Annotated in this window: 22 protein-coding genes and 1 pseudogene; 6 read left to right on the top strand and 17 right to left on the bottom strand. The window is 69.2% G+C overall.

From position 1 onward, the window contains the following. Nucleotide 1 precedes the first annotated feature (1 nt). The 13 genes and pseudogenes from pgl to KTN05_RS11655 all read right to left on the bottom strand — a co-directional run bounded on the left by pgl (nucleotide 2) and on the right by KTN05_RS11655 (nucleotide 11,847). A complete protein-coding gene (gene pgl, locus KTN05_RS11710) occupies nucleotides 2-673 on the bottom strand; it encodes a 6-phosphogluconolactonase (protein WP_217329587.1) in 672 nt (223 codons plus the stop codon). Beyond that, nucleotides 670-2,130: a glucose-6-phosphate dehydrogenase gene (gene zwf / locus KTN05_RS11705; protein WP_217329586.1), complete on the bottom strand. Its 1,461-nt coding sequence runs from the start codon at nucleotides 2,128-2,130 to the stop codon at nucleotides 670-672. The genes pgl and zwf overlap by 4 nt, the downstream gene beginning before the upstream one ends. Nucleotides 2,131-2,183: 53 nt before the next feature. Continuing rightward, nucleotides 2,184-2,732 (bottom strand): RSP_2648 family PIN domain-containing protein, encoded by a 549-nt coding sequence (locus KTN05_RS11700; RefSeq protein ID WP_217329585.1) that lies wholly within the window; start codon nucleotides 2,730-2,732, stop codon nucleotides 2,184-2,186. Beyond that, the gene (locus KTN05_RS11695; RefSeq protein WP_217329584.1) at nucleotides 2,729-3,958 is read right to left on the bottom strand and encodes an RSP_2647 family RNA methyltransferase; all 1,230 of its coding nucleotides are present in this window, start codon (nucleotides 3,956-3,958) and stop codon (nucleotides 2,729-2,731) included. Before KTN05_RS11695 ends, KTN05_RS11700 begins: the two co-directional genes overlap by 4 nt. A 34-nt stretch (nucleotides 3,959-3,992) precedes the next feature. Beyond that, nucleotides 3,993-6,656: an alanine--tRNA ligase gene (alaS, locus tag KTN05_RS11690; protein ID WP_217329583.1), complete on the bottom strand. Its 2,664-nt coding sequence runs from the start codon at nucleotides 6,654-6,656 to the stop codon at nucleotides 3,993-3,995. Between the two features lie 253 nt (nucleotides 6,657-6,909). Beyond that, a complete protein-coding gene (locus KTN05_RS11685) occupies nucleotides 6,910-7,287 on the bottom strand; it encodes a hypothetical protein (protein ID WP_217329582.1) in 378 nt (125 codons plus the stop codon). Between the two features lie 64 nt (nucleotides 7,288-7,351). Then, a complete protein-coding gene (locus KTN05_RS11680; RefSeq protein WP_217329581.1) occupies nucleotides 7,352-7,738 on the bottom strand; it encodes a response regulator in 387 nt (128 codons plus the stop codon). 28 nt (nucleotides 7,739-7,766) lie between these two features. Continuing rightward, nucleotides 7,767-8,606: a protein-glutamate O-methyltransferase CheR gene (locus KTN05_RS11675; RefSeq protein ID WP_217329580.1), complete on the bottom strand. Its 840-nt coding sequence runs from the start codon at nucleotides 8,604-8,606 to the stop codon at nucleotides 7,767-7,769. After that, nucleotides 8,603-9,067 (bottom strand): chemotaxis protein CheW, encoded by a 465-nt coding sequence (locus tag KTN05_RS11670; protein WP_217329579.1) that lies wholly within the window; start codon nucleotides 9,065-9,067, stop codon nucleotides 8,603-8,605. Before KTN05_RS11670 ends, KTN05_RS11675 begins: the two co-directional genes overlap by 4 nt. Nucleotides 9,068-9,074: 7 nt before the next feature. Further along, nucleotides 9,075-9,443: a chemotaxis protein CheW gene (locus KTN05_RS18120; RefSeq protein ID WP_371823348.1), complete on the bottom strand. Its 369-nt coding sequence runs from the start codon at nucleotides 9,441-9,443 to the stop codon at nucleotides 9,075-9,077. A 140-nt stretch (nucleotides 9,444-9,583) separates the two neighbouring features. Continuing rightward, nucleotides 9,584-11,128 (bottom strand): annotated as a pseudogene (locus KTN05_RS11665) (chemotaxis protein CheA); the annotation flags it as partial. A 78-nt stretch (nucleotides 11,129-11,206) separates the two neighbouring features. After that, nucleotides 11,207-11,575: a response regulator gene (locus KTN05_RS11660; RefSeq protein WP_217329578.1), complete on the bottom strand. Its 369-nt coding sequence runs from the start codon at nucleotides 11,573-11,575 to the stop codon at nucleotides 11,207-11,209. Continuing rightward, nucleotides 11,566-11,847, bottom strand: a complete 282-nt coding sequence (locus tag KTN05_RS11655) for an STAS domain-containing protein (protein ID WP_217329577.1) — start codon at nucleotides 11,845-11,847, stop codon at nucleotides 11,566-11,568. Before KTN05_RS11655 ends, KTN05_RS11660 begins: the two co-directional genes overlap by 10 nt. Nucleotides 11,848-12,126: 279 nt before the next feature. Between KTN05_RS11655 and rpsB the strand changes: the two genes are divergently transcribed. Together rpsB and tsf are read left to right on the top strand one after the other, a co-directional pair. Continuing rightward, nucleotides 12,127-12,927: a 30S ribosomal protein S2 gene (gene rpsB / locus KTN05_RS11650; protein ID WP_217329576.1), complete on the top strand. Its 801-nt coding sequence runs from the start codon at nucleotides 12,127-12,129 to the stop codon at nucleotides 12,925-12,927. A gap of 93 nt (nucleotides 12,928-13,020) precedes the next feature. Continuing rightward, nucleotides 13,021-13,899 carry a translation elongation factor Ts gene (gene tsf, locus KTN05_RS11645; protein ID WP_217329575.1) on the top strand — a complete coding sequence of 293 codons (879 nt, stop codon included), beginning with the start codon at nucleotides 13,021-13,023 and terminating at the stop codon, nucleotides 13,897-13,899. Between the two features lie 74 nt (nucleotides 13,900-13,973). Here tsf and gshB read toward each other — a convergent pair whose 3' ends face one another. The 3 genes from gshB to rsmI all read right to left on the bottom strand — a co-directional run bounded on the left by gshB (nucleotide 13,974) and on the right by rsmI (nucleotide 16,353). Beyond that, nucleotides 13,974-14,918 carry a glutathione synthase gene (gene gshB / locus KTN05_RS11640; RefSeq protein WP_217329574.1) on the bottom strand — a complete coding sequence of 315 codons (945 nt, stop codon included), beginning with the start codon at nucleotides 14,916-14,918 and terminating at the stop codon, nucleotides 13,974-13,976. A gap of 69 nt (nucleotides 14,919-14,987) precedes the next feature. Continuing rightward, nucleotides 14,988-15,407: a YraN family protein gene (locus KTN05_RS11635; RefSeq protein ID WP_371823347.1), complete on the bottom strand. Its 420-nt coding sequence runs from the start codon at nucleotides 15,405-15,407 to the stop codon at nucleotides 14,988-14,990. A 34-nt stretch (nucleotides 15,408-15,441) separates the two neighbouring features. Continuing rightward, nucleotides 15,442-16,353, bottom strand: coding sequence for a 16S rRNA (cytidine(1402)-2'-O)-methyltransferase (rsmI, locus tag KTN05_RS11630; RefSeq protein WP_217329573.1), 912 nt, complete (start codon nucleotides 16,351-16,353; stop codon nucleotides 15,442-15,444). Between the two features lie 117 nt (nucleotides 16,354-16,470). Here rsmI and KTN05_RS11625 point away from each other — a divergent pair, with 117 nt between their 5' ends. From KTN05_RS11625 to murJ, 3 genes are all read left to right on the top strand, one after another. Beyond that, complete coding sequence (locus KTN05_RS11625) at nucleotides 16,471-17,673, top strand: penicillin-binding protein activator (RefSeq protein WP_217329572.1); 1,203 nt, start codon at nucleotides 16,471-16,473, stop codon at nucleotides 17,671-17,673. Then, on the top strand, nucleotides 17,673-20,459 hold the full coding sequence (locus KTN05_RS11620; protein WP_371823350.1) for a [protein-PII] uridylyltransferase: 2,787 nt from the start codon (nucleotides 17,673-17,675) through the stop codon (nucleotides 20,457-20,459). The genes KTN05_RS11625 and KTN05_RS11620 overlap by 1 nt, the downstream gene beginning before the upstream one ends. 70 nt (nucleotides 20,460-20,529) lie before the next feature. Further along, entirely contained in the window at nucleotides 20,530-22,074 is a 1,545-nt protein-coding gene (gene murJ, locus KTN05_RS11615; protein ID WP_217329570.1) for a murein biosynthesis integral membrane protein MurJ, read from the top strand. A gap of 9 nt (nucleotides 22,075-22,083) precedes the next feature. Here the strand turns inward: murJ and KTN05_RS11610 are convergent, their stop codons facing one another. Then, complete coding sequence (locus KTN05_RS11610; RefSeq protein WP_217329569.1) at nucleotides 22,084-22,791, bottom strand: rhomboid family intramembrane serine protease; 708 nt, start codon at nucleotides 22,789-22,791, stop codon at nucleotides 22,084-22,086. 112 nt (nucleotides 22,792-22,903) lie between these two features. On the opposite strand from KTN05_RS11610, the gene trpS reads away from it, so the two are divergent. Further along, nucleotides 22,904-23,920 (top strand): tryptophan--tRNA ligase, encoded by a 1,017-nt coding sequence (trpS, locus tag KTN05_RS11605; RefSeq protein WP_217329568.1) that lies wholly within the window; start codon nucleotides 22,904-22,906, stop codon nucleotides 23,918-23,920. Nucleotides 23,921-24,003: the final 83 nt, after the last annotated feature.

Below are 24,003 nucleotides of genomic sequence, written 5' to 3'. Positions count from 1 at the left end.
CTTACTCCGCCCAGTGCACGCAGAGATCGCCCCAGACGACACGCACCGGGGCCTCGGCGGGGGTCAGCTTGGCCGCCCGCTCCAGCGCCTCGCGCTTGGACTGGCCGAAGATCATCAGATGCGGGTCCATCGCCTTCTTCAGCACCGGCGCGGTCAGCGTCAGGCGCGGCTCGGCCCCGCCGTCCGGGTGGATCACGGCGACGGGCGGGGCGCCCGGCTCCAGCGCGGCGAGCGTTCCGTCATTGCCGGGAAACAGGCTCGCGACATGCATGTCCTCGCCCATGCCCAGCAGCAGCACGGTGATCGGCAGCGCGGGCTTCAGCCGCTCGGCGGCGGCGGCGGCTTCCTCTTCAAGCGTGCCGGTGCCGGTGAACAGGTCGATGAACTGCGCCGCAGCCGCCGGCCCCGCCATCAGATGCCGCCGCAGAAGCCCCGCGTTGGACCGGGCGTCATCCGGCGGCACGCAGCGCTCGTCGCCCGGGAAGACCACCACCCGCTCCCATTCCAAGGCCATGTCGGCCAGTTGCGACAGCAGCGGCTCGGGCGTGGAGCCGCCGGGCAGGCATAGCGTCGCCCGCCCTTCCGAGCTCAGGCTCTGGCGCAGCCTGCCGACGATCTCCTGCGCGAGCGAGAGCACCAGCGCCTCGCGGTCGGGGTATTCGATCAGCTTCATCCCGTCCTCACCTCTGCAATCCCGCGCCAGCGACGGCCGTCGCGGCGCATCAGTTCCGCCGCGGCCTCTGGCCCCGCCGAGCCCGCGTCGTAGGGCTGGGGCCGCTCGGCCCCCGCCTCCCACGCGGCGACGATCGGGTCGGTCCAGGCCCATGCCGTCTCGACCTCGTCGCCGCGCATGAACAGCGTCTGGTTGCCCCGGATCACGTCCATGATGAGCCGTTCATAGGCGTCCGGCAACTCCGCCCCGTCCTCGCCCAGAGCCTCGGCGAAGGACATGTCGAGCGGGACCTGCACCAGACGCATTCCCCCCGGCCCCGGCTCCTTGATCATCACCTTGAGGTCGATCCCCTCGTCCGGTTGCAGCCGGATGACGAGTTCATTGGCCTGCGGCGGCTCGGCGGCGTCGAAGATCGAATGCGGCGGGGTGCGGAAGACCACCGCGATCTCGCTCGCCCGCGCCCGCAGGCGCTTGCCGGTCCGCAGGTAGAAGGGCGTCCCCTGCCAGCGCCAGTTCGCCAGCCGCACCTTCAGCGCGACGAAGCTTTCGGTGCGGCTGGAATGGCCCACGTCGGCCGCATAGCCGGGCACATCACCCCCCGCGCGATACTGCCCGCGCACGATGTCGCCCGGATCGACCGGGGTCAGCGCCCGCAGCACCTTCAGCTTCTCGTCGCGCACGGCGTCGGGGTCGAAGTGATACGGCGGCTCCATCGCGATCATGCAGAGCAGTTGCAGCAGGTGGTTCTGCACCATGTCGCGCATGGCGCCGGCCTTGTCGTAGTAGTCGCCTCGCCCGGCGACGCCCACGGTCTCGGCCACGGTGATCTGGACGTGATCGACGGAATGGGCGTTCCACAGCGGCTCGAACAGAATGTTGGCGAAGCGCACGGCCATCAGGTTCTGGACCGTTTCCTTGCCGAGATAATGGTCGATGCGGTAGATCTGCCCCTCGCTGAAATGGCCGGAGAGCATGGCGTTCAGCGCGCGCGCGCTGGCGAGATCGTGACCGAACGGCTTTTCCACCACGATCCGCGTGTCGCCATCGGCGAGCCCATGCTCGGCCATGCCCCGCGCCAGTGCGCCGAACAGCCCCGGCGCGACCGAGAAATAGGCGGCGCGGATCACCCCGGGCCGCAGCGCGGCGCGAAGCCGGTCCCAGCCGCCCGGCTCGTTCGCGTCCAGCGGCACATAGTCGATGACCGACAGGAAGCGGTCCAGTTCGGGATGATCGGCGCGGGCCGGATCGTATTCCGCGACCGCCGCGCGGATGTCGGCGCGGAAGGTATCCGCGTCCATGTCCGTCCGGGCGCTGCCGACGATCCGCGCCCCCGGCGGCATCTGCCCCGCGATGAAGCGGCGCAGCAGCCCCGGCAGGATCTTGCGCCGCGCGAGATCGCCCGTCGCGCCGAAGATGATGAGGTCGAAATCCTCGACCGGAATGATGCGGGAGGCCATGTCGCGCTCCTTTCCGTCAACGGGTAGCCACTGCGGCCCGGCCCGGCAAGCGCTTAGACCCCGGCCCGGCCCATCGCCTTGGCAAGCCGGGACAACCTCGCCCGGCCCATCAGCTCGCGCAAGGTGGCGGTCCCGCCAAGGGCCTGCGCCCGGTCGTGGGTGGCCTGGACGGCGCGGGCCACGGCGTCGGGGGACTGGTGGAAGAGGCCGGTCAGGAACTCGTCGGGATGGACCGCCCGCAGGCCGAGCGTCGCGGTCGCGCGGCGGGGAAAGTCGCGCAGGTTGGCGGTGACGATCAGTTCGGCCCCCGAAGCGAGCGCCGCTTCCGCCACATGGCGGTCGGCCGGGTCGGGCCAGTCGAAGCCCGCCGCCGCCTGCCCACCATCGGGAGCCAGGTTCGCAGGGTAGCGCTCGCGCAGCAGCGCGATCTCGGCCCCGGCGATCGCCTGCTGATCGGGGCCCAGCCGGGATGCCGCGTGGCGCCATTCGGCGAGAATGCGATCCGACCAGATGGGTGTGTAAAGCCCTGCATCGGCCACGAGGATCAGGATTTCCCGCAGGACGGTCGGGTAAAGGACGCAGGCGTCCAGGACCGCCTTCATCCGTCCAGCCGGAAGAACAGCGCCTTGAGATAGCCGCTTTCCGCAAGCTGCGGCAGGATCGGGTGGTCGGGACCGGCAAAGCCGGTGTGGATCAGCTGCATCCACCGCCCACCCCGTCCGATGCCGCGGGCGCTGGCGCTGCGGAACGCGCTCAGGTCGGCGGCGTGGCTGCACGAGCACAGCACCAGATAGCCGCCCGGCGCGACCAGCGGTGCGGCCAGCCGCGCCACCCGCTCATAAGCCCGCAACCCGGCATCGAGCGCGGGTTTCGCGGGCGCGAAGGCGGGCGGATCGCAGATCACCAGATCGAAACGCGCGCCTTCGCCGGCCAGCGCCTCCATCTGCTGGAAGGCGTCGCCCTGCCGGGTGGTCAGCCGCGCATCGAGCCCCATCGCCCGCGCGCCGCCAAGCGCCAGCCCCAGCGCCGCCGCCGAGCCGTCCACCAGCGTCGCATGCTCCGCCCCCGCCGCCAGCGCCGCCAGACCGAAGCCGCCGACATGCGAGAACACGTCCAGCACCCTTCCCCCGCCCGCGAGCCGCTGCGCGAAGGCGTGGTTCGGGCGCTGGTCGAAGAACAGCCCGGTCTTCTGCCCGCCGAGCAGGTCGGCGAGGTAGATCGCGCCGTTCATCGGCACCTCGACCGGCGCGGTCAGATCGCCGCGCAGGATCTCGGTCCGCTCCTCCAGCCCCTCCAGCCCGCGGGCGCGGCCGCTGCCGTTGAGGATGACGGTGCTGACGCCCGTCACCTCGATCAGCGCATCGGCCAGCGGGTCGATCATCCGGTCGGCCCAGGCCGCGTTCGGCTGGATCACCGCCGCATCCCCGAAACGGTCGATGATGGTGCCGGGCAGGCCGTCCGATTCAGCATGGACGAGCCGGTAGAAGGGCGCGTCGAAGATCCGCTCGCGCAGCGCCAGCGCGCGGCGCAGGCGGGCGGCAAGCCACGGGCGGTCGATCTCCGCCCCCGGATCGGCATCCATCACCCGCGCGATGATCTTCGAGCCGGGATTGACCGTCACGACCCCGAGCGGCCGCCGCTCGCCATCCTCCAGCAGCGCCATGCTGCCGGGCGCGATGGCGCGGGTGCGGCGATCGACCACCAGCTCGTCGGCGAAGACCCACGGAAATCCGTGCCGGATCGCGCGGGCGTTCGCCTTGGGGCGCAGGCGGATCACGGGCAGCCCGGCGATGCCGCCCTCGCCGCCCGGATCAGGCAGGTCAGTCATGGCCAAGCCCTTTCCGCCATGCGCCGCTCGCGCATCACGCGCGTTCCGCGATCAGCTTCTCGACCGCTGCAATGGCATTGTCCGCCGCGTCCAGCGACGGGGCGCCGCCCTGCGCGCGATCCGGCCGCCCGCCGCCGCCTCTGCCGCCCAGCGCCGCGACGGCGGCCTGCACGATCTCGACCGCACTGAGCTTCTCAGTCAGTTCCGGCGTGACGGTCGCCGCGACGGTCGCCTTGCCGCCGTCATCCGACATCGCCAGCACCGCGCCGGGCGCCGAAAGCTGGCCGCGCATCTGATCGGCCAGCACGCCCAGATCCTTGCCGGACACGCCGGACAGCCGCCGCGCCACGAACTTCAGCCCGCCGACATCCTTCTCGGCCGCCTCCGCCGCGCCGCCGCCCATCGCCAGTTCGCGCCGAAGCTGCGCGACTTCGTTCGCCAGCGCCTTGCGTTCGTCCGCCAGCGCCTTGACGCGGCCCACCACGTCGCCCGCCTGCGCCTTGAGCAGCCCCGCGATCTCGCCGAGCTGCCGCTCGGCCCCGCGCAGATGCGCCAGCGCGGCCTGCCCGGTCAGCGCCTCGACCCGCCGCACGCCCGCCGAGGACGCGCTGTCGCCCAGCAGCACAAAAGCGCCGATGTCGCCGGTGCGTTCGACATGCGTGCCGCCGCACAGTTCGATCGAATAGGTGTCGCGGTTCGCGCCCCGTTCGGAGCCCGGCTTGCGGCCCATCGAAACCACCCGCACCTCGTCGCCGTATTTCTCGCCGAAGAGCGCCTGCGCGCCCAGTTCGCGGGCATCGTCCGGCGCCATCACACGGGTCTCCACCGGGGTGTTCTGGCGGATGATCTCGTTCACCTCGGCCTCGATCTGCGTCAGCTCCTCGGGCGTCAGCGCCTTGCCGTGGCTGAAGTCGAAACGCAGCCGGTCGTCCGCGTTCAGGCTGCCCTTCTGCGCGACATGCGCGCCCAGCGCGGCCCGCAGCGCCTCGTTCAGCAGATGCGTGGCCGAGTGGTTGGCCCGGATCGCGCCGCGCCGGTCGCTGTCCACCGACAGCGTCGCGCCCTGCCCGCGCGCGATCCCGCCCAGCGTGACCTCGGCAATGTGGAGGAACAGGTTGCCGGACTTCCGCGTATCCGTCACCCGCGCGGCGCCGGTTTCGGTCTTGATCAGGCCGGTGTCGCCCACCTGCCCCCCGCTTTCGGCGTAGAAGGGCGACTGGTTCACCACGATGCTGACCTTCGCGCCCTCGGCCGCGGTTTCCGCCTCGGCCCCGTCGATCACCAGCGCCTGGATCGCACCCTCGGCCTGATCGGTGTCATAGCCCAGGAACTCGGTCGCGCCGAAGCGGTCCGCAAGCTCGAACCAGATCGCCGCGTCCTTCGTCTCGCCCGAGCCGGCCCAAGCCGCCCGCGCCTTGGCCTTCTGCTCGGCCATCGCGGCGTCGAAGCCCGCCGCCTCAACCCCCCGGCCCTGCTCGCGCAGCGCGTCCTGTGTCAGGTCCAGCGGGAAGCCGTAAGTGTCATACAGCTTGAACGCCGTCTCGCCCGGCAGGTCCGCGCCCTCGGGCAGCCGTGCAACCTCGTCACCCAGCAACCGCAGCCCGCGGTCGAGCGTCTGGCGGAAGCGCGCCTCCTCGCCCCGCAGCGTCTCCTCGATCATCGCCTGCCCGCGCGTCAGTTCGGGATAGGCCGCCCCCATCTGCCGGACCAGCGCGGGGACCAGCCGGTGCATGACCGGGTCCTGCGCGCCCAGCATATGCGCGTGGCGCATGGCGCGGCGCATGATCCGCCGCAGCACATAGCCGCGCCCCTCGTTCGAGGGCATCACCCCGTCCGCGATCAGGAAGCTGGTCGAGCGCAGGTGGTCGGCGATCACCCGGTGGTGGATCTTGCCCGGCCCGTCCGGGTCCGAGTTCGTGACATGCGCCGACGCTTCGATCAGCGCCCGCATCAGGTCGGTGTCGTAGTTGTCGTGCTTGCCCTGCAGCAGCGCGCCGATCCGCTCCAGCCCCATGCCGGTGTCGATCGAGGGGTTCGGCAGCGGCTTCATCGAGCCATCCTCGAACTGCTCGAACTGCATGAAGACGAGATTCCAGATCTCGATGAAACGGTCGCCGTTCTCGTCGGGCGAACCGGGCGGGCCGCCCCAGACGTCCGGGCCGTGATCGTAGAAGATTTCCGTGCAGGGGCCGCAGGGGCCGGTCGGGCCCATGCGCCAGAAGTTGTCGTCGGTGGGGATGCGGATGATCCGGTCGTCGGTCAGCCCCGCGACCTTCTTCCACAGCGCCGCCGCCTCGTCGTCGGTATGATAGACGGTGACGAGCAGCTTGTCCTTGGCAATGCCGAAATCCTTCGTCAGCAGCTCCCACGCATAGGGGATCGCCTGCTCCTTGAAGTAGTCGCCGAAGCTGAAATTCCCCAGCATCTCGAAGAAGGTGTGGTGCCGCGCGGTGTAGCCGACATTGTCCAGATCGTTGTGCTTGCCGCCCGCGCGCACGCATTTCTGCGCCGTGGTCGCTCGCGTGTAGTCCCGTTTCTCGACCCCGGTGAACAGGTTCTTGAACTGCACCATGCCGCTGTTGGTGAACATCAGCGTCGGGTCGTTGCGCGGCACCAGGGGCGAGCTGTCCACGCGGGCATGGCCGTTCCGTTCGAAGAAATCGAGAAAGGTCGAGCGGATATCGTTCAAACTGGGCATGGGCGGGCTTTCCGGCTGGGCGAGAGGCAGGGTCAGCACATAATCGCTGGCCCCCGCGTGGTAAAGGCGCAAGCATGCGAGGGGCCGGGGACTGCGCGTGGCGAAGCGTGGCAAACCCGGCCTTTGGAAGGCGGGTTGGCGGAGAGACATTCCGCGTCCCCCGCTCTTTGGCGCGTCGGGCCGACTCACCACCACCTCCGCAGCGGCCCGGCGCTGCTCCTTGCGGCGCAACGGGCCAGCAACCGACCATCGCTCACACCCAGATCTCCGCCTCACCGCGCCCCGGTGCGTCATTCCCCGGGACCGATGCGACGCCCGAAAGTCGGTGCTGCACGGATTTCAGCGTCAACGCCTGAAGCGCTGTCGCCGCACAGCAGTCACCACCCCCAGACGACAGGCATGCCGCAAGCGCCTCGCATAGCCGCGAAAGCTCGGCCGCGATCTGGGTGAGCCGGTCAAGTTCCTGCAACGCGCCCGGCGGCCCCCGGCCCATCGGGACATGCAGTCGCGCCGTAATGGTGTGCGGGGGCCGGTCCGGTCCGTTCACCGCCAGACACCCCTGCACGAGCGGCGAAACGGCGTCCTGCAAGGCATTCAAGTCGCGATGCATGGCCTGAAACTCGACCATCATCGCCGCGATCAGGGCGGCGAGCGGCAGCGATCCGGGGGCACCGGCCGGGGCGAAAACCGTCACGTCAGAACCGCCCCACGACGGCTTCGAGGCAGGTCTTCAGCTCCGGCGCGGTGAACGGCTTGCGGATGAAGTTGTTCATCCCGGCCGCCCTGCCGCGCTCGATGATCTCCCGGTCGGCGCGGCCGGTGATCAGCACGAAGCCGATCCGGCGCGTGGGCACGCGCTCGCGCAGCGCCTGCAGCAGTTCCACCCCGTCCATGCCCGGCATGTTGAAATCGGAAATCACCAGATGCACCGGCTGGCGGAGCATCTTGTCCAGCGCATCCGGCCCGCTGACCGCGTGATGAACGTGACGCAGCCCCATGCTTTCCAGCGCCTGCAGCATCAGGCCCCGGCTGGTCGAGGTATCGTCCACCACCATGACCTGAAGCTGATCCTTGATGCTCATCGGCATTGTCCCCTCGGGATCCCGCGCCTCACGCGAGCGCCTGATAGATCGTCGGCGCGGCGGCGCGCAGCCGGCCGCGCATGGAATCGGGTGCCTGCTCCGAATGCCCGACCAGCAGCCAGCCCCCCGGCCCGAGCTGGCGATGGAACCGCTCCCACAGCTGCGCCTGCGCGTCGGCGTCGAAATAGATGAGCACGTTGCGGCAGAAGATGACGTCGAAGCGACACGGAAAATCCCAGGCGCGGAGGAGGTTGTGGCGGCGGAACTCAACCTTGCTGCGGAGCGCGCGGCGCGCCCGCAGGCCGGTCGGGATGGGCTCGAACCAGTGGCGGATCATATCGGCGCCAAGCGCGCCTGTCTCGGCCCGGCCGTATTCGCCCAGTTCGGCACGGGCGAGCACCGCAGAGCCGATATCGGTTCCCAGAACCGACAGCCGCGGCGCGGATGCCGGCGGAACGATGGGCGGCGACAGGGCCATCGCGATCGAATACGGCTCCTGCCCGCTGGAGCAGCCAGCCGACCAGATCCTCAGCGGCGTCCGCCCGTCATTGTGCCAGTCCCGCAGCACGGTTTCGCGCAGGAAGGTGAAGTGATGCGCCTCGCGAAAGAACTGCGTCACCTTGTTCGTCAGGGCGGAAATCATCTCCGGCATCTCGGCGGCGCCCGCCGGGCTGTCGAGCAGGTCGGCATAGGCCGCCAGGTCGCGGCAGCCCGACGCGGCCAAGCGCCGGGCCAGCCGGGCGCGGATCGCGGCGGACTTGTCGGGCCGCAGCACGATGCCCGCCTCGCGGCGAAGGATCTCCGCAATGCGGGCGCAATGCGGATCGTCCCATGCATCCGCGCGGCTTGGGACGCAGATCCCGCTCACGCCGCATCCGCAGTCTGGACCGGCAGCACCGCGCCCAGGTCCAGCACGCGGATCAGCCGTTCATCGACCAGCGTCAATGCGCTGATGCACATGCCGGCGCCATCGCCGCCCAGATCGGGCGGTGGCTGCAACTCCCCGCGGGCGATCGACAGGATGTCCGAGACGGAATCCACCAGCAGCCCGGCGGTGCGCCCGTTGATGCAGACCACGATGATGACGTTCCGCTCTCCCCCGCTGGCGGGCGGCATCCCGAGGCGGACGGCGAGATCGATGACGGGCAGGATTGCCCCGCGCAGGTTGATGACGCCTTTCATGTGATCGGGCGCGAAGGGCAGCGGGGTCGCGCGCGTCCAGCCCCTGATCTCGCGCACGGACATGATGTCGAGGCAATATTCCTGCTCGCCCAACCGGAAGGCGAGCAGTTCGGTCTCAAGGGTGGTCTGTGCCGAGAGGTCGGTCATCGCGGTGTCATCCTGCCAGGGGAAAGGGGATTGCCATGCCGCCGCTGCGCGGCCTCGTCAGGTCCGAGGGGTCGAGGATCAGCGCCACCTGCCCGTCGCCGAGGATGGTGGCCGCGGCGACGCCGGGCGTACGGCCGTAATGGCGGTCGAGCCCCTTGATGACTACCTGCCGCTGCTCCACGATCGCATCGACCACCAGCGCGGCCCGGCTGCCATCCTCGGACGCGGTCAGGATCGCGATCCGGTCGGCCCCTGCGGTCCCGCACGGACGGAAACCCAGCTGCGCGCCAAGATCGAAGAGCGGCAGCAGATGGCCGCGGACATGCAGGACCTCGGTCGTGCTGCCGATGCGGCGGACATCGGCGGCCGAGAGCACCACGGTTTCGACGATCGCCGAGAGGGGCACGACAGCGTCTGCCCGGCCACCCGCACCACCATCGCGTCCAGCACCGCAAGGGTCAGCGGCAGCGAAAGCGACAGGCGCGTTCCCGCCCCCGGCTCGCTCGACACCGTCACCCGGCCGCCCAGTGCCGTGATCGCGCTGCGGACGACATCCATCCCAACCCCTCGCCCGGACAGGGCCGAGACGCCCGCCGCCGTCGAGAACCCCGGCGCGAACAGGATGTTGTCGATCTCGGCGTCGGAAAGTTGCGCATTCTCCGCCACGAGGCCCCGCCCGACCGCGAGAGCCCGCACCCGCGCGCGGTCGATCCCGACCCCGTCGTCCGCAATCTCGATCAGCACCCGGCCCGCCCGGTGCGCAGCGCTCAGCGTGATCGTGCCCTGCGCGGGCTTGCCCGCGGCGAGCCGCTGATGCGGCATCTCGATCCCGTGATCGACCGCGTTGCGGACCAGATGCGTCAGGGGGTCGGACAGGCGCTCGATGACCGTCTTGTCGATCTCGGTCGCCTCGCCTTCGGTGAGCAGGCGGACCGTCTTGCCCAGACCTGCCGACGCTTCGCGGATGACGCGCGCCATGCGCTGGAACAGCGGCTTCACCGGCTGGGCGCGGATCATCATCACGCTGTCCTGGATGTCGCGGGTCAGCGTCAGGAACTCTTCCAGACCGGCCGCCACGGCGCCGTTCTCCGCCAGTCCGGCATCGGCCACGCTCTGGGCCAGCATCGCCTGGTTGATGACCAGCTCGCCCACGAGGTTCATCATGCGATCCACGCGGTCGAGATCCACCCGAACGGTGGCCGGCGCCGGGGGCGCTGCGTCGGGTTCAGGCCTCGGCAGAGGAACCGGCGTCGTCAGCGGGGCCGGGTTATGCTCGATTCGCGAAGCGGCCGCGGGGAGCGGGACCACATTGCTGCCAGCGTCCGGCGGATGAGCGGCAAGCGCGGCGCGGTTGCCCGGCACATCCAGCGGGCGGATCGAGATGTCGGCCAGATCCGTCACGAAGTCGAACACCTCGCGGATATCGGCCTCAGTCACATCACCGGTGAGTTCGATCTGCCACGACAGCATCGGGGTTTCGGCGGACGCCCCCGACAGCTCCAGATCGGGCGGCGCGTTGCAAAGAATGTCGGCCTGCCCGAGCGCGGCGAGGGCGCGCAGGACCAGAAGCGGCTCGTTGCCAGTGGTATAGAGCCGCGGGTGGGGCCTGAAGTCGATGCGCCAGACCGGGGGTTCGGTAACTTCAATGCTCTCTGGCGCAGCGGGATCGCCGAATACCGCGCCGAAATCCAGCGACAGAGGCGTGAACTCCGCGGGCTCATCGGCACGCGGCGGACCCAAGGGCATCAGCGCCTCGAGCGCGAGCAGCACCGCGCCCGCCCCCTCCGGCGCAGCCGCGCCTGCCGCGGCGGCGCGGACATGGTCGTGCAGCAGGTCGGCGCATTGGAAGAACAGTCGCACGGCCCCGCCAGTCGGCTCGATCCGGCCGGACCGCAACGCCTCCAGCACGGTCTCGAACCGGTGGGCGAAGGCGACCAGGTCGCCGAGCCCGAACGCGCCGGCACCGCCCTTGATCGAATGGACCGCCCGGAAGATGACGTTGACGGTCTCGCCGTCGCCACCCCTCTCCAGCAGGGCGAGCGCGTCCTGCAGGCTCTCCATCAGCTCCTCGCATTCCTCGAAGAACGAGGCGCGGATCGCGAGCATCGCGTCGTCGGACATCTTCCCTCTCCCCCTGTCTCAGCCGGTGACTTTGCGGATCGAGTGGACCAGCCGCTCGGGATCGAACGGCTTGACGATCCACCCCGTGGCCCCGGCCTCGCGGGCTCGCGTCTTCAGCTCCGGCGCGCTTTCCGTCGTCAGCACGAGGATCGGCACCGCCCGCATCGGATCGATCTCGCGCACCGCATGGATGAAGCCGAACCCGTCGAGCCGCGGCATGTTGATATCGGACAGGATGGCGTCCGGGCGGCCCATCCGGCGCAGCATCTCGAGCCCCTCGACGCCATCCTCGGCCAGCGTCACGTCCATTCCCGCGGCGCTCAGCGTGGCGGCCAGCAGGTCGCGGATGGTGCGGCTGTCATCGACGGCGAGTATTCTCAGCCCCATCCGGCGCTCCTTTCGGGCAGAAGATGCGCCGCGCCGAAAAGCTGCAGGGCCTGCACGAACGCCGCCGAGCGTGGAAGGATCGTCAGCCGCGCCCCGTCGGCCCGCCACCGCCGCTCCGCCGCCAGAAGCACCTGCAGCGCCAGCCCGCCGAGATGGGCGACATTGCCAGCATCGATCGTCAGATCGGACCCCGCCCGGTCCAGCAGCGCCTGCGCCAAGGGGCGGGCCGCCGGCAGGTCCAGACGCGGGGCAAGCTGCAATGACGTGGTCATTTCCCGCCTCGCACAAGCTGTCGCATGATCCAGACCCTCCTCGCCCTTCCGGTCCCCCCTTGTGACCGCATCGGGTTAAGTTTCGGTTGATCCGGCCCCCGCGTCAGCCCGATAGCGTTTAAAATGCACCGCATCCGCCCTTGCGCGGCGGTTACGGCTGTAGTATGGCGCACGCACTTCACAAGCAGGGGCGGGCCGCGACGGGAGAAATCCGGCGCAGGTCCACCGGTTGGGTCATCAGATCTCAAATCCCCTGCCAAGGCGCAAACCGGAAAGGACATGGACATGGCGCTTCCCGATTTTTCCATGCGTCAGCTGCTCGAAGCTGGCGTTCACTACGGCCACCAGACCCAGCGCTGGAATCCGCGCATGGCTGAGTATATCTACGGCGATCGCAACGGCATCCACATCGTCGATCTGACCCAGACGGTCCCGATGCTGGACCAGGCGCTGCAGGTCGTGCGCGATACCGTCGCCAAGGGCGGCCGCGTGCTGTTCGTCGGCACCAAGCGCCAGGCCCAGCGCCCGGTCGCGGAAGCGGCGGAAAAATCCGCGCAATTCTACATGAACCACCGCTGGCTCGGCGGCACGCTGACCAACTGGAAGACCGTTTCGCAGTCGATCCAGCGCCTCAAGCAGATCGACGAGGCGATGGAGGCCGGGGCCGAGGGCCTGACCAAGAAGGAACGGCTGGGGATGGAGCGCGAGCAGGCCAAGCTGCAGGCCAGCCTCGGCGGCATCCGCGACATGGGCGGCCTGCCGGACCTGCTGTTCGTGATCGACGTGAACAAGGAAGACCTCGCCGTGCTGGAGGCCAACAAGCTCGGCATCCCGGTCGTCGCGGTGGTCGATACCAACTGCTCGCCCAAGGGCGTCGATTATGTCATTCCCGGCAACGATGACGCCGCCCGCGCCATCGCGCTGTATTGCGACCTCGTGGCGCGTGCCGCGCTCGACGGGATGACGGCGCAGATGGGCGCCGCCGGGATCGACCTGGGCGCGCTGACCGATGCGCCGGCCGAAGAGCTGGACGATCCGGTTGCCGAAGGCGAAGCCAGCGAACAGGGTCTGTCGGCCTGACCCGGCGCGGGTGACGCCGCCGCGTCATCCGGTCGTCACCGGGCGGGGCCAGGCCCCCGCCCGTCCCCCACCGATATTTCAGGAGAATCACCCATGGCCGTTACCGCCGCGATGGTGAAGGAACTGCGCGACACGACTGGCGCAGGCATGATGGACGCCAAGAAGGCGCTGACCGAAACGAACGGCGACATGCAGGCCGCCGTCGACTGGCTGCGCACCAAGGGTCTTGCGAAGGCCGCCAAGAAGTCGGGCCGCGTCGCCGCCGAAGGGCTGGTCGCGGTCGCGGTCAGCGGTGGCAAGGGCGTCGCGGTCGAGGTGAACTCGGAAACCGACTTTGTCGGCAAGAACGTCGAGTTCCAGTCGATGGTGCGCAGCATCGCCGAGGCTGCACTGGAGGCCGACACGGTCGAGGCGCTGAACGACGCCAGGATCGACGGCAAGCCGGTGTCGGAAGTGCTGACGGACGCGATCGCCCGCATCGGCGAGAACATGACGCTGCGCCGGATGGTGACGGTCACCGGCGATCAGGTCGTCAGCTATGTTCACAACGCGGCCGCCGAAGGCATGGGCAAGATCGGCGTGCTGGTCGGCCTCAAGGGCGACAACGCCGAGATCGGCCGCCAGATCGCCATGCATGTCGCGGCAACCAACCCGGCTTCGCTGTCGGAAGCCGACCTGGACCCCGCGCTGGTCGAGCGCGAGAAGTCGGTCCTGACCGAGCAGGCCCGCGAATCCGGCAAGCCGGATGCCGTCATCGAGAAGATGATCGTCGGCCGCATGTCGAAATTCTTCGAGGAAGTGACGCTGCTGGGGCAGAAATTCGTCATCAACCCCGATCTGACGGTGGCTCAGGCCGCCAAGGATGCGGGCGTCGAGATCACCGGATTCGCCCGCGTCGAAGTCGGCGAAGGCATCGAGAAGAAGCAGGAGGATTTCGCCGCCGAGGTCGCCAAGACGCTCAGCGGGAACTGATCCGCAACTGCGTGACAATGGAACGCCGGTCCTTCGGGGCCGGCGTTCTTCTTTTGGGCGTCCGGCGCCGGGGGCTACACGCCCCGCCGCCGCTCGATCGCTTCCCAGATCAGCGCGGCGGTGTTGATGTCGTCGAAACGCTCGAGCTCCTGGATGCCGGTGGGCGAGGTCACGTTGATCTCGGTCAGCCAGCCGTCGATGACGTCGATGCCGACAAAGATCAGGTTCTTCTCGCGCAACATCGGCCCGATACGGGCGCAGATCTCGCGCTCCCGCTCGGTCAGCCCGACCTTCTCGGGGCGGCCCCCGACGTGCATGTTGGACCGCGCCTCGCCTTCGGCGGGGACGCGATTGATCGCCCCTGCCGGCTCGCCATCCACGAGGATGATGCGCTTGTCGCCCTTGACGACCGCGGACAGGTATTTCTGCGCGATCAGCGGCTCGCGGTTCATGACGGCGAAGGTTTCCAGAAGCGCCGACAGGTTGGGATCGTCGCGCCGCATATGGAACACCCCCGCCCCGCCATTGCCGTAGAGCGGCTTGAGGATGATGTCGCCATGACGCGCCCGGAAATCCCGGATCGCGGCGACATCGCGGGCGATCATCGTGGGGGGCGTCAGGTCGGGAAAGTCGAGGACGAGAAGCTTCTCGGGCGAGTTGCGGACCCAGAAGGGATCGTTGACCACCAGCGTCTCGGGATGAATGCGGTCCAGCAGATGCGTCGAGGTGACATAGGCCATGTCGAAGGGCGGGTCCTGACGCAGCCAGACGACGTCGAACGTCGCGAGATCGACGTCCTGCCATTCGCCGAAACTGACATGGTTTCCGTGCTCGACGCGCAGTTCGATCGGTCGCCCGATCGCGCCTACCCGCCCTTCATCATAATAGAGCCGATCGACGGTGTACTGAAACAGCCGGTGTCCCCGCGCCTGCGCCTCGATTCCCAGGCGAAAGGTCGAATCGGCGGTGATCGAGACATGCTCGACCGGGTCCATCTGCAAGGCGACGTGCAGGCTCATCTCGGTCACTCCATCAGGTCTGCGCGGTTGTCGCGCTTGCCCCAGACCTATGCAAGATCGTGCCGGATGTCAGTGCTGCCCGAAGGCGTTCGGGATGATTTCGATGCGGCCCGCATCATCGACCAGCGCCGCGTCGAAGCGCATCTCCGTCAGCGAGCCCGTCGGAAGCGTGTCGCAGAATTCCAGGGCGGCGTTGCAGATGCGATCCATCTGCCGGCGTCCGAGCCGTTCGGCCGCCATGTCGATCGTGCCGGATTTCTTCACCTCGACGAACACGACGCCGGTGCCTTCGCGCAGGATCAGGTCGATCTCGCCCGACAGGCCGCGCCAGCGGCGGGCCAGAACCTCGCAGCCTTGGGCGATATAGCGTTCCTCGACCAGCCGCTCTGCGGCGGCGCCCGAGGCATGCGCCGCGATCCCGCGGGCCACCTTTGACGGGCACGCCCGGCCAACCGGTGTGCCGGTGAAATGGAACTGCATCTGCGTCATCTGTTTCCCGATCTCCTCTGGCGGTCCCGCGCTGTCAGCCCCGGTCCGCCTTTCCCAACTCCACCGCGAACCCGTAAGCGAGCTTGCGGGGGACGCCATACTCCGCCGCGACCTCGGCTGCGGCATCGCGCACCGACATCCGTTCCAGCCGGGCGGCCAACGCCTCCCGCAGCGCGTCATCGTCCACGACCCGCCCCGCGGGCGGCGCGAGAAGGATTACCACTTCGCCCCGCAGCCCTTCGTCAGGCACCCGTGCGGCCAGTTCGGCGGCTGTTCCGCGCATCACCTCTTCGAATTTCTTCGTCAGTTCCCTGCAGATCACCGTAATTCGATTCGCCTCAATCTCGCACAACTCATTCAATGTTTGCTTAACGCGCCTCGGGCTTTCAAACATGACCACCGTTGCCCGCACCGCGGCGACGTCAGCCAGCCAGCTTCGCCTTGCGCCCTTGGCCGAAGGCACGAACCCCGCGAACAGGAACCTGTCGGTCGGCAGTCCGGCGACGGTCAGCGCCGCCAGCAGGGCCGATGCGCCGGGGGCCGCATGGACCGGCAGCCCTTCCTCGGCCGCCTGGCGCGACAGGGCGAAGCCCGGATCCGCGACCAGAGGCGTGCCCGCGTCCGAGGCGTAGGCGACCGAGCGCCCCTCGCGCACAGCCTGCAGGATCGTGCGGGCGCTGCTTTCGGCGTTGTGGTCGTGATGGGCGACGATCCGCCTTCCCCGCAGGGGGATGCCGTGGATCGACATGAGATGGCGCAGGGTACGGGTGTCCTCGGCGGCGAGGACATCCGCCGCGCCGAGGATGTCCAGCCCCCGCAGGGTGATGTCGCGGGCGTTGCCGATCGGCGTCGAGACGAGATAGAGCGCCGGCGCAAGCGCGGCCCCCATGTGCGCGGAACCGGCGGCGCTTTCCGCCTCGCCATCCTCCGCCGGATCGTCCTGCATCCCCGTCTCTCCCCATCGCTTTCGGCCCGCTCCGACCGGCGCGGCAGGTTGCCAGCAAAGCCGGTCTGTGGCTACCCTGCACCCGAAACCCGCCCCAATGGAACGTCAGGAACCCCTATGACCGCTCTTGCACTTCGCCGCGGCCTTCCGGCTCTGTCCCGTCCCCTGATGCGCGTCGCGGCCCTTGTCTCGGCCGCGTTTCTTGCCGCGTGCGAGCCGGTCGGCACCGGGGTCGCCCGTGGACCCCAGACCGGGCCCATGATCGATCCCAGCCAGCCGGTTCCGGTCGCGCTGCTGGTCCCCGGCGGCAGCGGCAACCCGGAACTCGACCGCATCGCCCGCTCGATCGTGAATTCGGCCCGGATGGCGGCGTCGGACGCGCAGGGCGCGCGGATCGACCTGCGCGTCTACGACACCGGCGCGGAGGCCGCCGCCGCGGTGGCGGGCGCGAACCGGGCCGTGGCCGAGGGCGCGCAGATCATCGTCGGCCCCCTGCACGCCGATTCGGCGAACGCGGTCGGGCAGGCGATGGCCGGGCGGGTCAACGTGATGGCGTTTTCCAACAATGCCGACATCGCGGGCGGCAACGTCTTCGTGCTGGGCAACACCTTCTACAACACCGCCGACCGGCTGATCGGCTATGGCGTTCAGCAGGGCAAGCGCCGGGTGCTGGTCGTGGCCGAGGATGACGTTTCGGGCCAGGCCGGGGCCGCCGCGATCGAGGCGGCAATCGCCCGCAACCGCGCCACGCTGGCCGGCAAGGCGGTGCATCCGATCTCCGAGCAGGGGATCGACGGCATCGTTCCGCAGGTCGCCGCCATCGCCCAGCAGCGGCAGGCGGATGCGATCTTCATGACCGCCAACTCCCCCGCCGTCCTGCCCTATCTGACCGGCGCGCTGGCGGATCGCGGCGTCACCTCGGACACGGCACAGTTCATGGGACTGACCCGCTGGGACGTGCCCGCCGCGCGGCTGCAACTGCCGGGCGTGCAGGGCGGGTGGTTCGCGGTGCCCGACCTTCCCCGCGTCGCGGAATTCTCGCAGCGTTACCAGCGCAGCTATGGCGAGGCCCCGCACGAGCTTGGGGCGCTGGGATATGACGCGGTCTCGGCCATCGCCTCGCTGGTCCGCGCGGGCCGCAGCGATGCGCTGACCACGGCCGGGCTGACCTCGGGCAGCGGATTCCAGGGGATTTCAGGCGTGTTCCGCCTGCGCCCGGACGGGACCAACCAGCGCGGCCTTGCCGTCGCCACGATCCGGGGCGGCCAGTTGACGATCATCGACCCCGCCCCGCGCGGCTTCGGCGGGGCCGGGTTCTGATCTTGCCCGACAGCACCCTGACCTCGGTCCAGAGCGCCCCGGCATTGCCCGGGGCGCATCCCCTTTTCGAGCCCGACATCTTCATCCCCCAGCTTGACGCGGCGCTGAAGGGCCTGTCCGATCCGCGCGAGATCAGGGCCGCCGCCGTTGCGATCATCGGACCCGCGCGCGCCGATGCCCTGGCAGAGGTGCTGGCCGGCTTCGAGGCCCATCCCCGCGCCGCGCGCGAAACGGTGCGCGCCATCGCTTCGGTCACGGACGCGGTTGTCGGCGCGGTCCATCACGTCGCCATCACCTGCCTGCACCGCCAGCAGAGCCTGACCACGACCGAGCGTCTGTCCGTCGTCGCGGTCGGCGGCTATGGCCGGGCCGAGATGGCGCCTCATTCCGACGTGGACCTGCTGTTCCTGACCCCCTGGAAGCCGACCGGCTGGGCCGAGAGCGTCGTCGAATCGATGCTCTACATGCTGTGGGACCTAAAGCTGAAGGTCGGGCACGCCACCCGCTCGGTCGATGAGTGCATCCGGCTGGGCGAAGGCGACATGACGATCCGCACCAGCCTGCTGGAACACCGGCTGGTCTGCGGCGACCCGCTGACCGCCGAGGAACTGCGCAGCCGCCTCTGGCCCGAGCTGTTCGAGCGCACCGTTCCCGAATTCATCGAGGCCAAGCTGGCCGAGCGCGACGAACGCCACACCCGGCAGGGCGGCCAGCGTTATGTGCTGGAGCCGAACGTAAAGGAGGGCAAAGGCGGGCTGCGCGACCTGCAGACGCTCTACTGGATCGCCAAGTATATCCACCGGGTGGACCGCGCGATCGAACTTGTCGGTCTCGATTTCTTCACCCGCGACGAGCACGCGACCTTCTGGAGCGCCGAGGATTTCCTGTGGGCCGTGCGCTGCCATCTGCATCTGATCGCCGGCCGCGCGGTGGACAAGCTGAGCTTCGACATGCAGGTCGAGGTGGCGCGGCGGATGCAGTATCAGGACAGCCACGGTCGCCGTGCGGTGGAAATCTTCATGCAGGATTATTTCCGCCACGCGACCCGCGTGGGCGAGTTGACGCGGGTGTTCCTGACCGCGCTGGAGAACCGGCATCTCTACCGCGCGCCCTTCTCGCGCTTCCTGCGGCGGCGCAGGCGGCTGCGCGAGGGGTTCAGGGAACTGAACGGGCGGCTGACCATCTCGGACCCCGATCTGTTCCAGCGCGACCCGCTGAACATCCTGCGCCTGTTCGAGGAGGCGGTGCGGACCGGGATCAAGATGCACCCCGAGGCGATGCGCGCCGTCACCTCTAATCTCGACCTGATCGACGAGAAGATGCGCTCGGACCCCGAGGCGGTGCAGATATTCCTCGACACGCTGCTGAAGCACGGGGCGCCGGAACGGGCGCTGCGGCGGATGAACGAATTGGGCGTGCTGGGCGCCTTCATCCCCGAATTCGGGCGCATCGTCGCGATGATGCAGTTCAACGTCTATCACCACTACACGGTGGACGAGCACCTGATCCAGTGCGTCGCCGCCCTCGCCTCGATCGAGGCCGGGAACGACGACCCGTCCCTGCCCATCGTCAGCGAGATCATGCGCGGCAAGATCAACCGCCGCGTCCTTTACCTCGCCGTGCTGCTGCACGACATCGGCAAGGGCCTGCCCGAGGATCACTCGATGATCGGCGCGCAGATGGCCCGGCGGATCTGCACCCGGTTCCGCCTGCCGGTGGACGAGATCGAGACGATCGAATGGCTGATCCGCTATCACCTGCTGATGTCGGACGTGGCGCAGAAACGCGACATCGGCGATCCGCGCACGCTGCGCGACTTCGCCAAGGCGGTGCGGACCCGCCGGCGGCTGGATCTGCTGCTGGTGCTGACGGTCTGCGACATCCGCGGGGTCGGCCCCGGCACCTGGAACAACTGGAAGGCCGAGCTGCTGCGCAGCCTCTACCGGCTCACCGCCGACGCGATGGAGAACGGGCTGGAAGAGGTGAACCGCGACCATCAGGTCGGTGAATCCCGCAGCAGCCTCCGCCACCTGCTGAGCGCGAAAGGGTGGGAGCCGAAGGCGATCCGGGCAGAGCTTTCGCGCCATTACGACAGCTACTGGCAGGGCCTGCCGACCGATACGCAGGCGGTCTTCGCCACGCTGCTGGACGGCATCGGCACGGGCGAGATCCGCGTGGACCTGCATCCCGACACGGCCCGCGACGCGACCCGCGCGGCCTTCGTGCTGGCGGACCATCCGGGCATCTTCTCGCGTCTCGCGGGGGCGCTGGCGCTGGTCGGGGCGAATATCGTGGACGCGCGGACCTACACCACGCGCGACGGCTATGCGACGGCGGTGTTCTGGCTTCAGGATGAGCAGGGCCGCCCCTACGCGGCCGACCGCCTGCCCCGGCTGCGGAAGATGATCGACCGGACGCTCGCCGGGGATATCGTGCCGCGCGAGGCGCTGGCCGACCGCGACCGGATGAAGAAGCGCGACCGCGCCTTCCGCTTTCCGACCCATGTCACCTTCGACAACGAGGGCTCGGAAATCTACACCATCATCGAGGTGGACACCCGCGACCGGCCCGGCCTGCTCTATGACCTGACGCGGACGCTGGCGGCGAACCACATCCAGATCTTCAGCGCCGTGATCGCGACCTATGGGGCGCAAGTGGTGGACAGCTTCTACGTCAAGGACGGCTTCGGTCTGAAGCTGCACCAGCCGCACCGCCGCGAGGCGCTGGAGCGCAAGCTGCGCGACGCGATCGCGCAGGGGGCCGAGCGGGCGACCGCGCCGGGCTGACGGCGCGCCCTTGCCGCCCCGCCCCGAATGCCGCAAAGACAGCCCGCCCAACCGAAGGTTCCCCCTGAAGATGAAACCGATCCGCCTGATCCGGGGATTTCTGACCGTTGGAAGCTGGACCCTGGCCAGCCGGGTGGTCGGCTTCGTGCGCGACGTGATGATCGCCGCCTTTCTCGGCACCGGCGTCGTGGCCGAGGCTTACCTCGTCGCCTTCACCCTGCCCAACATGTTCCGCCGCTTCTTCGCGGAAGGCGCGTTCAACACCGCCTTCGTGCCCATCTTCTCCAAGAAGCTGGAAGCGGACGACGATCCGAGGCGGTTTGCCGAGGATGCCTTTGCCGGCCTCTTCAGCGTCGTGCTGATCCTGTCGGTGATCGCCACCATCGCCATGCCGTGGCTGGTTCTGGCGATGGCGGCGGGCTTCGTCGGCGACGAGCGGTTCGCGCTGGCGGTGATCTATGGCCGCATCTGCTTTCCCTATATCCTGTTCATGTCGCTGACGGCGCTGCTGTCGGGGCTGCTGAACGCGGGCGGGCGCTTCACCGCCGCCGCGGCCGCGCCGGTGCTGATGAACGTGGTGCTGATCGCCGCGATGCTGCTGGCCGACCGCTTCGGCTGGGACATGGGGCTGGCGATGGCGTGGTCCACCCCCATCGCGGGCGTCGCCCAGCTTGCGACCGTCTGGTTCGCCGCCCGGCGCATGGGCTTTCCCCTGCGCCTGCGCCTGCCCCGGATGACGCCGGACCTGCGGCGGCTGCTGGTCATCGCCGGGCCCGCGGTGCTGGCGGGCGGGGTCGTGCAGGTCAACCTGCTGGTCGGGCGGCAGGTCGCGTCCTTCTATGAGGGCGCGATCGGCTGGCTGACCTATGCCGACCGGCTCTATCAGCTTCCGCTCGGCGTGGTCGCCATCGCCATCGGCGTGGTGCTGCTGCCCGACATCTCGCGCCGCCTCAAGGCCGGTGACGACGAGGGGGGCCGCGCCGCCTATAACCGCGCGACGGAATTCGCGCTGCTGCTGACGGTTCCCTGTGCGGTGGCGCTGGTCGTGGCGGCATATCCGCTGATCTCGGTCCTGTTCGGGCGGGGGGCGTTCGACGCCTCGGACATCGGCCCCACGGCGCTGGTGCTGGCGATCTATGGCGCGGGGCTGCCCGCCTTCACGCTGCAGAAGGTGCAGCAGCCGCTGTTCTTCGCCCGCGAGGACACGAGGACGCCGTTCCGCTATGCCGTCTGGTCGATGGTGGTCAACGCGGTGATCGCCTTCGGCCTGTCGCCGTTCCTCGGCTTCGCCGCCGCCGCGCTTGGCACCACGGTCGCGGGCTGGACGATGGCCGCGCAGCTCTGGTGGGGCAGCCGTGCCTTCGGCCCTGCCGCGCAGTTCGACGCGCGGCTGCGCCGCCGCCTGCCGCGGATCGTCGTCGCCTCGCTGGTCATGGGCGCCGGTGTCTGGGGGCTGATGCACCCGCTCGGCCCGGCGCTGGAGACGGAGGGCGCGCGCTATGGCGCGCTGGCGATCCTCGTCTTCGGCGGCATGGCGCTCTATGCCGCCGCCGCGCTGGTGCTTGGGGCGGTGAGCCCGGCCGACCTGCGCAGCCAGCTCAAACGCAGGCGCTGACGCTGACGCTCAGCGGTGGCGGATCTGCTGGCGCACGCGCCGGAAGCCGCCGGGGATCAGCACGAAGGACAGCGCAAAGCCAGCGCAGAAGCCCGCGATCTCGGCGATCCACGCATAACCCGCATTCCCGAACAGCAGCCCGAAGACAAGCTGGAACGTCAGCAGCAGCCCGATCAGCGAGAACGCCCGCAGCCGGTTCGCATTCTCCTGCCCCAGCCGGGTCCACAGCAGGAAGGTGAACGCCCCCAGCAGCCCGTAGACCCCCGGATATCCCCCCGCCAGCGGTCCGAACCGCAACTGCGGCAGCAGCGAGGCGGCCAGCGTATAGACCAGCGCCCCCAGAACGCTCGCGCCAAGGAAGATCGCCGCGACCGCCAGCGGCCGCATCGCCTGCGCCACCATGTTGCCGAGCGCCAGCAGGAACACCCCGACGAACACCGCGTGCATGATCGAGTAATGCACGAACGGATAGCTGAGCAGCCGGTAAAGCTGAATGTTCGGCTCGCGCCGTTCCCACATGCGGATCAGGAACTCGGGGGCGAAGGCGGTCCGCTCCACCCAGACCTGCCGCAGCACGTCGCCGGCGCCCTGCCCGCCGCCGATGAACCCCATCTGGCCAAGGCCGAACAGCGCCTCGGACAGGATGATCGGCGCGGCGAGCAGCCAGACGACCGGCGGCACGGGGTTGAGCGGGTTCTCGTCATAGCCTGGGCGCATGGGCGGTCCTTCGTGGGTGGCCTTCATGGGTGGGCCTTCACCGGCAGGGCGGTTGCGCCCGTTCCGGCCAAGGGGTAATCCCCGCAGAGCGATTTTCCAAGCAGGCAGCGCCATGACCACCCAATTCAAGCCGCGCGTGTTTTCCGGCATCCAGCCCTCGGGCGGGCTGACGCTGGGCAACTATCTCGGCGCGCTCAAGCGCTTCGCCGAGCAACAGGGGCAGGTCGAGACGGTCTATTGCCTCGTCGATCTGCACGCCGTCACCGTCTGGCAGGAGCCGCAGGCCCTGCTGCGCCAGACCCGTGAGCTGGCGGCGGGCTTCATCGCCTCGGGCGTCGATCCCGAGCAGTCGATCCTGTTCGTGCAGAGCCATGTGCCCGCCCATGCCGAGCTTGGCTGGCTGATGAGCTGCGTGGCCCGGATGGGCTGGATGAACCGCATGACCCAGTTCAAGGACAAGGCGGGCAAGAACGCCGAGAAGGTCAGCCTGGGGCTCTACGCCTATCCGGCGCTGATGGCGGCGGACATCCTCGCCTATCACGGGACCCATGTGCCGGTGGGCGAGGACCAGAAGCAGCATGTCGAACTGACCCGCGACATCGCCGCCAAGTTCAACCACGACTACCAGGTGGACTTCTTCCCCATGCCCGAACCGGTGATCGAGGGCGCGGCGACCCGCGTCATGTCCCTGCGCGACGGGACGAAGAAGATGTCGAAATCCGACCCGTCGGACGCCAGCCGCATCAACCTGACGGATGATGCCGACACCATCTCGCAGAAGATCCGCAAGGCGCGGACGGACGCCGACCCGCTGCCCGGTTCAGCCGAGGGGCTGAAGGACCGGCCGGAGGCCAAGAACCTCGTCAACATCTACGCCGCCCTGACCGGCGAGAAGCCGGACGCGATCTGTGCCCGCTTCGAAGGCCAGGGCTTCGGCGCCTTCAAGCCCGCGCTCGCCGACGCCGCCGTCGCGCATCTGGAGCCGATCACCCGCCGCATGACTGAACTGACCGCCGATCCGGCCGCGATCGACCGCATCCTGCGCCGCGGGGCCGAGCGGGCGAACGCCATCGCCGCGCCGATCGTCGAGGAAACCCGGCGGATCATGGGGATGATCCCGACGCGGTAAACCGCGCCGGCGCGCCCGAAGCCGGGGGCGCTGCCCCCGAACCCCCGGGATATTTGGGGCCGCCCGAATGAGGGGCGCGGTTC

Source organism: Paracoccus sp. Z118, from assembly GCF_019061185.1.
Taxonomy (GTDB): Bacteria; Pseudomonadota; Alphaproteobacteria; order Rhodobacterales; family Rhodobacteraceae; genus Paracoccus.
Note: the sequence above shows the minus strand (reverse complement) of the source record. Positions and strands in the feature narration are given on the sequence as shown.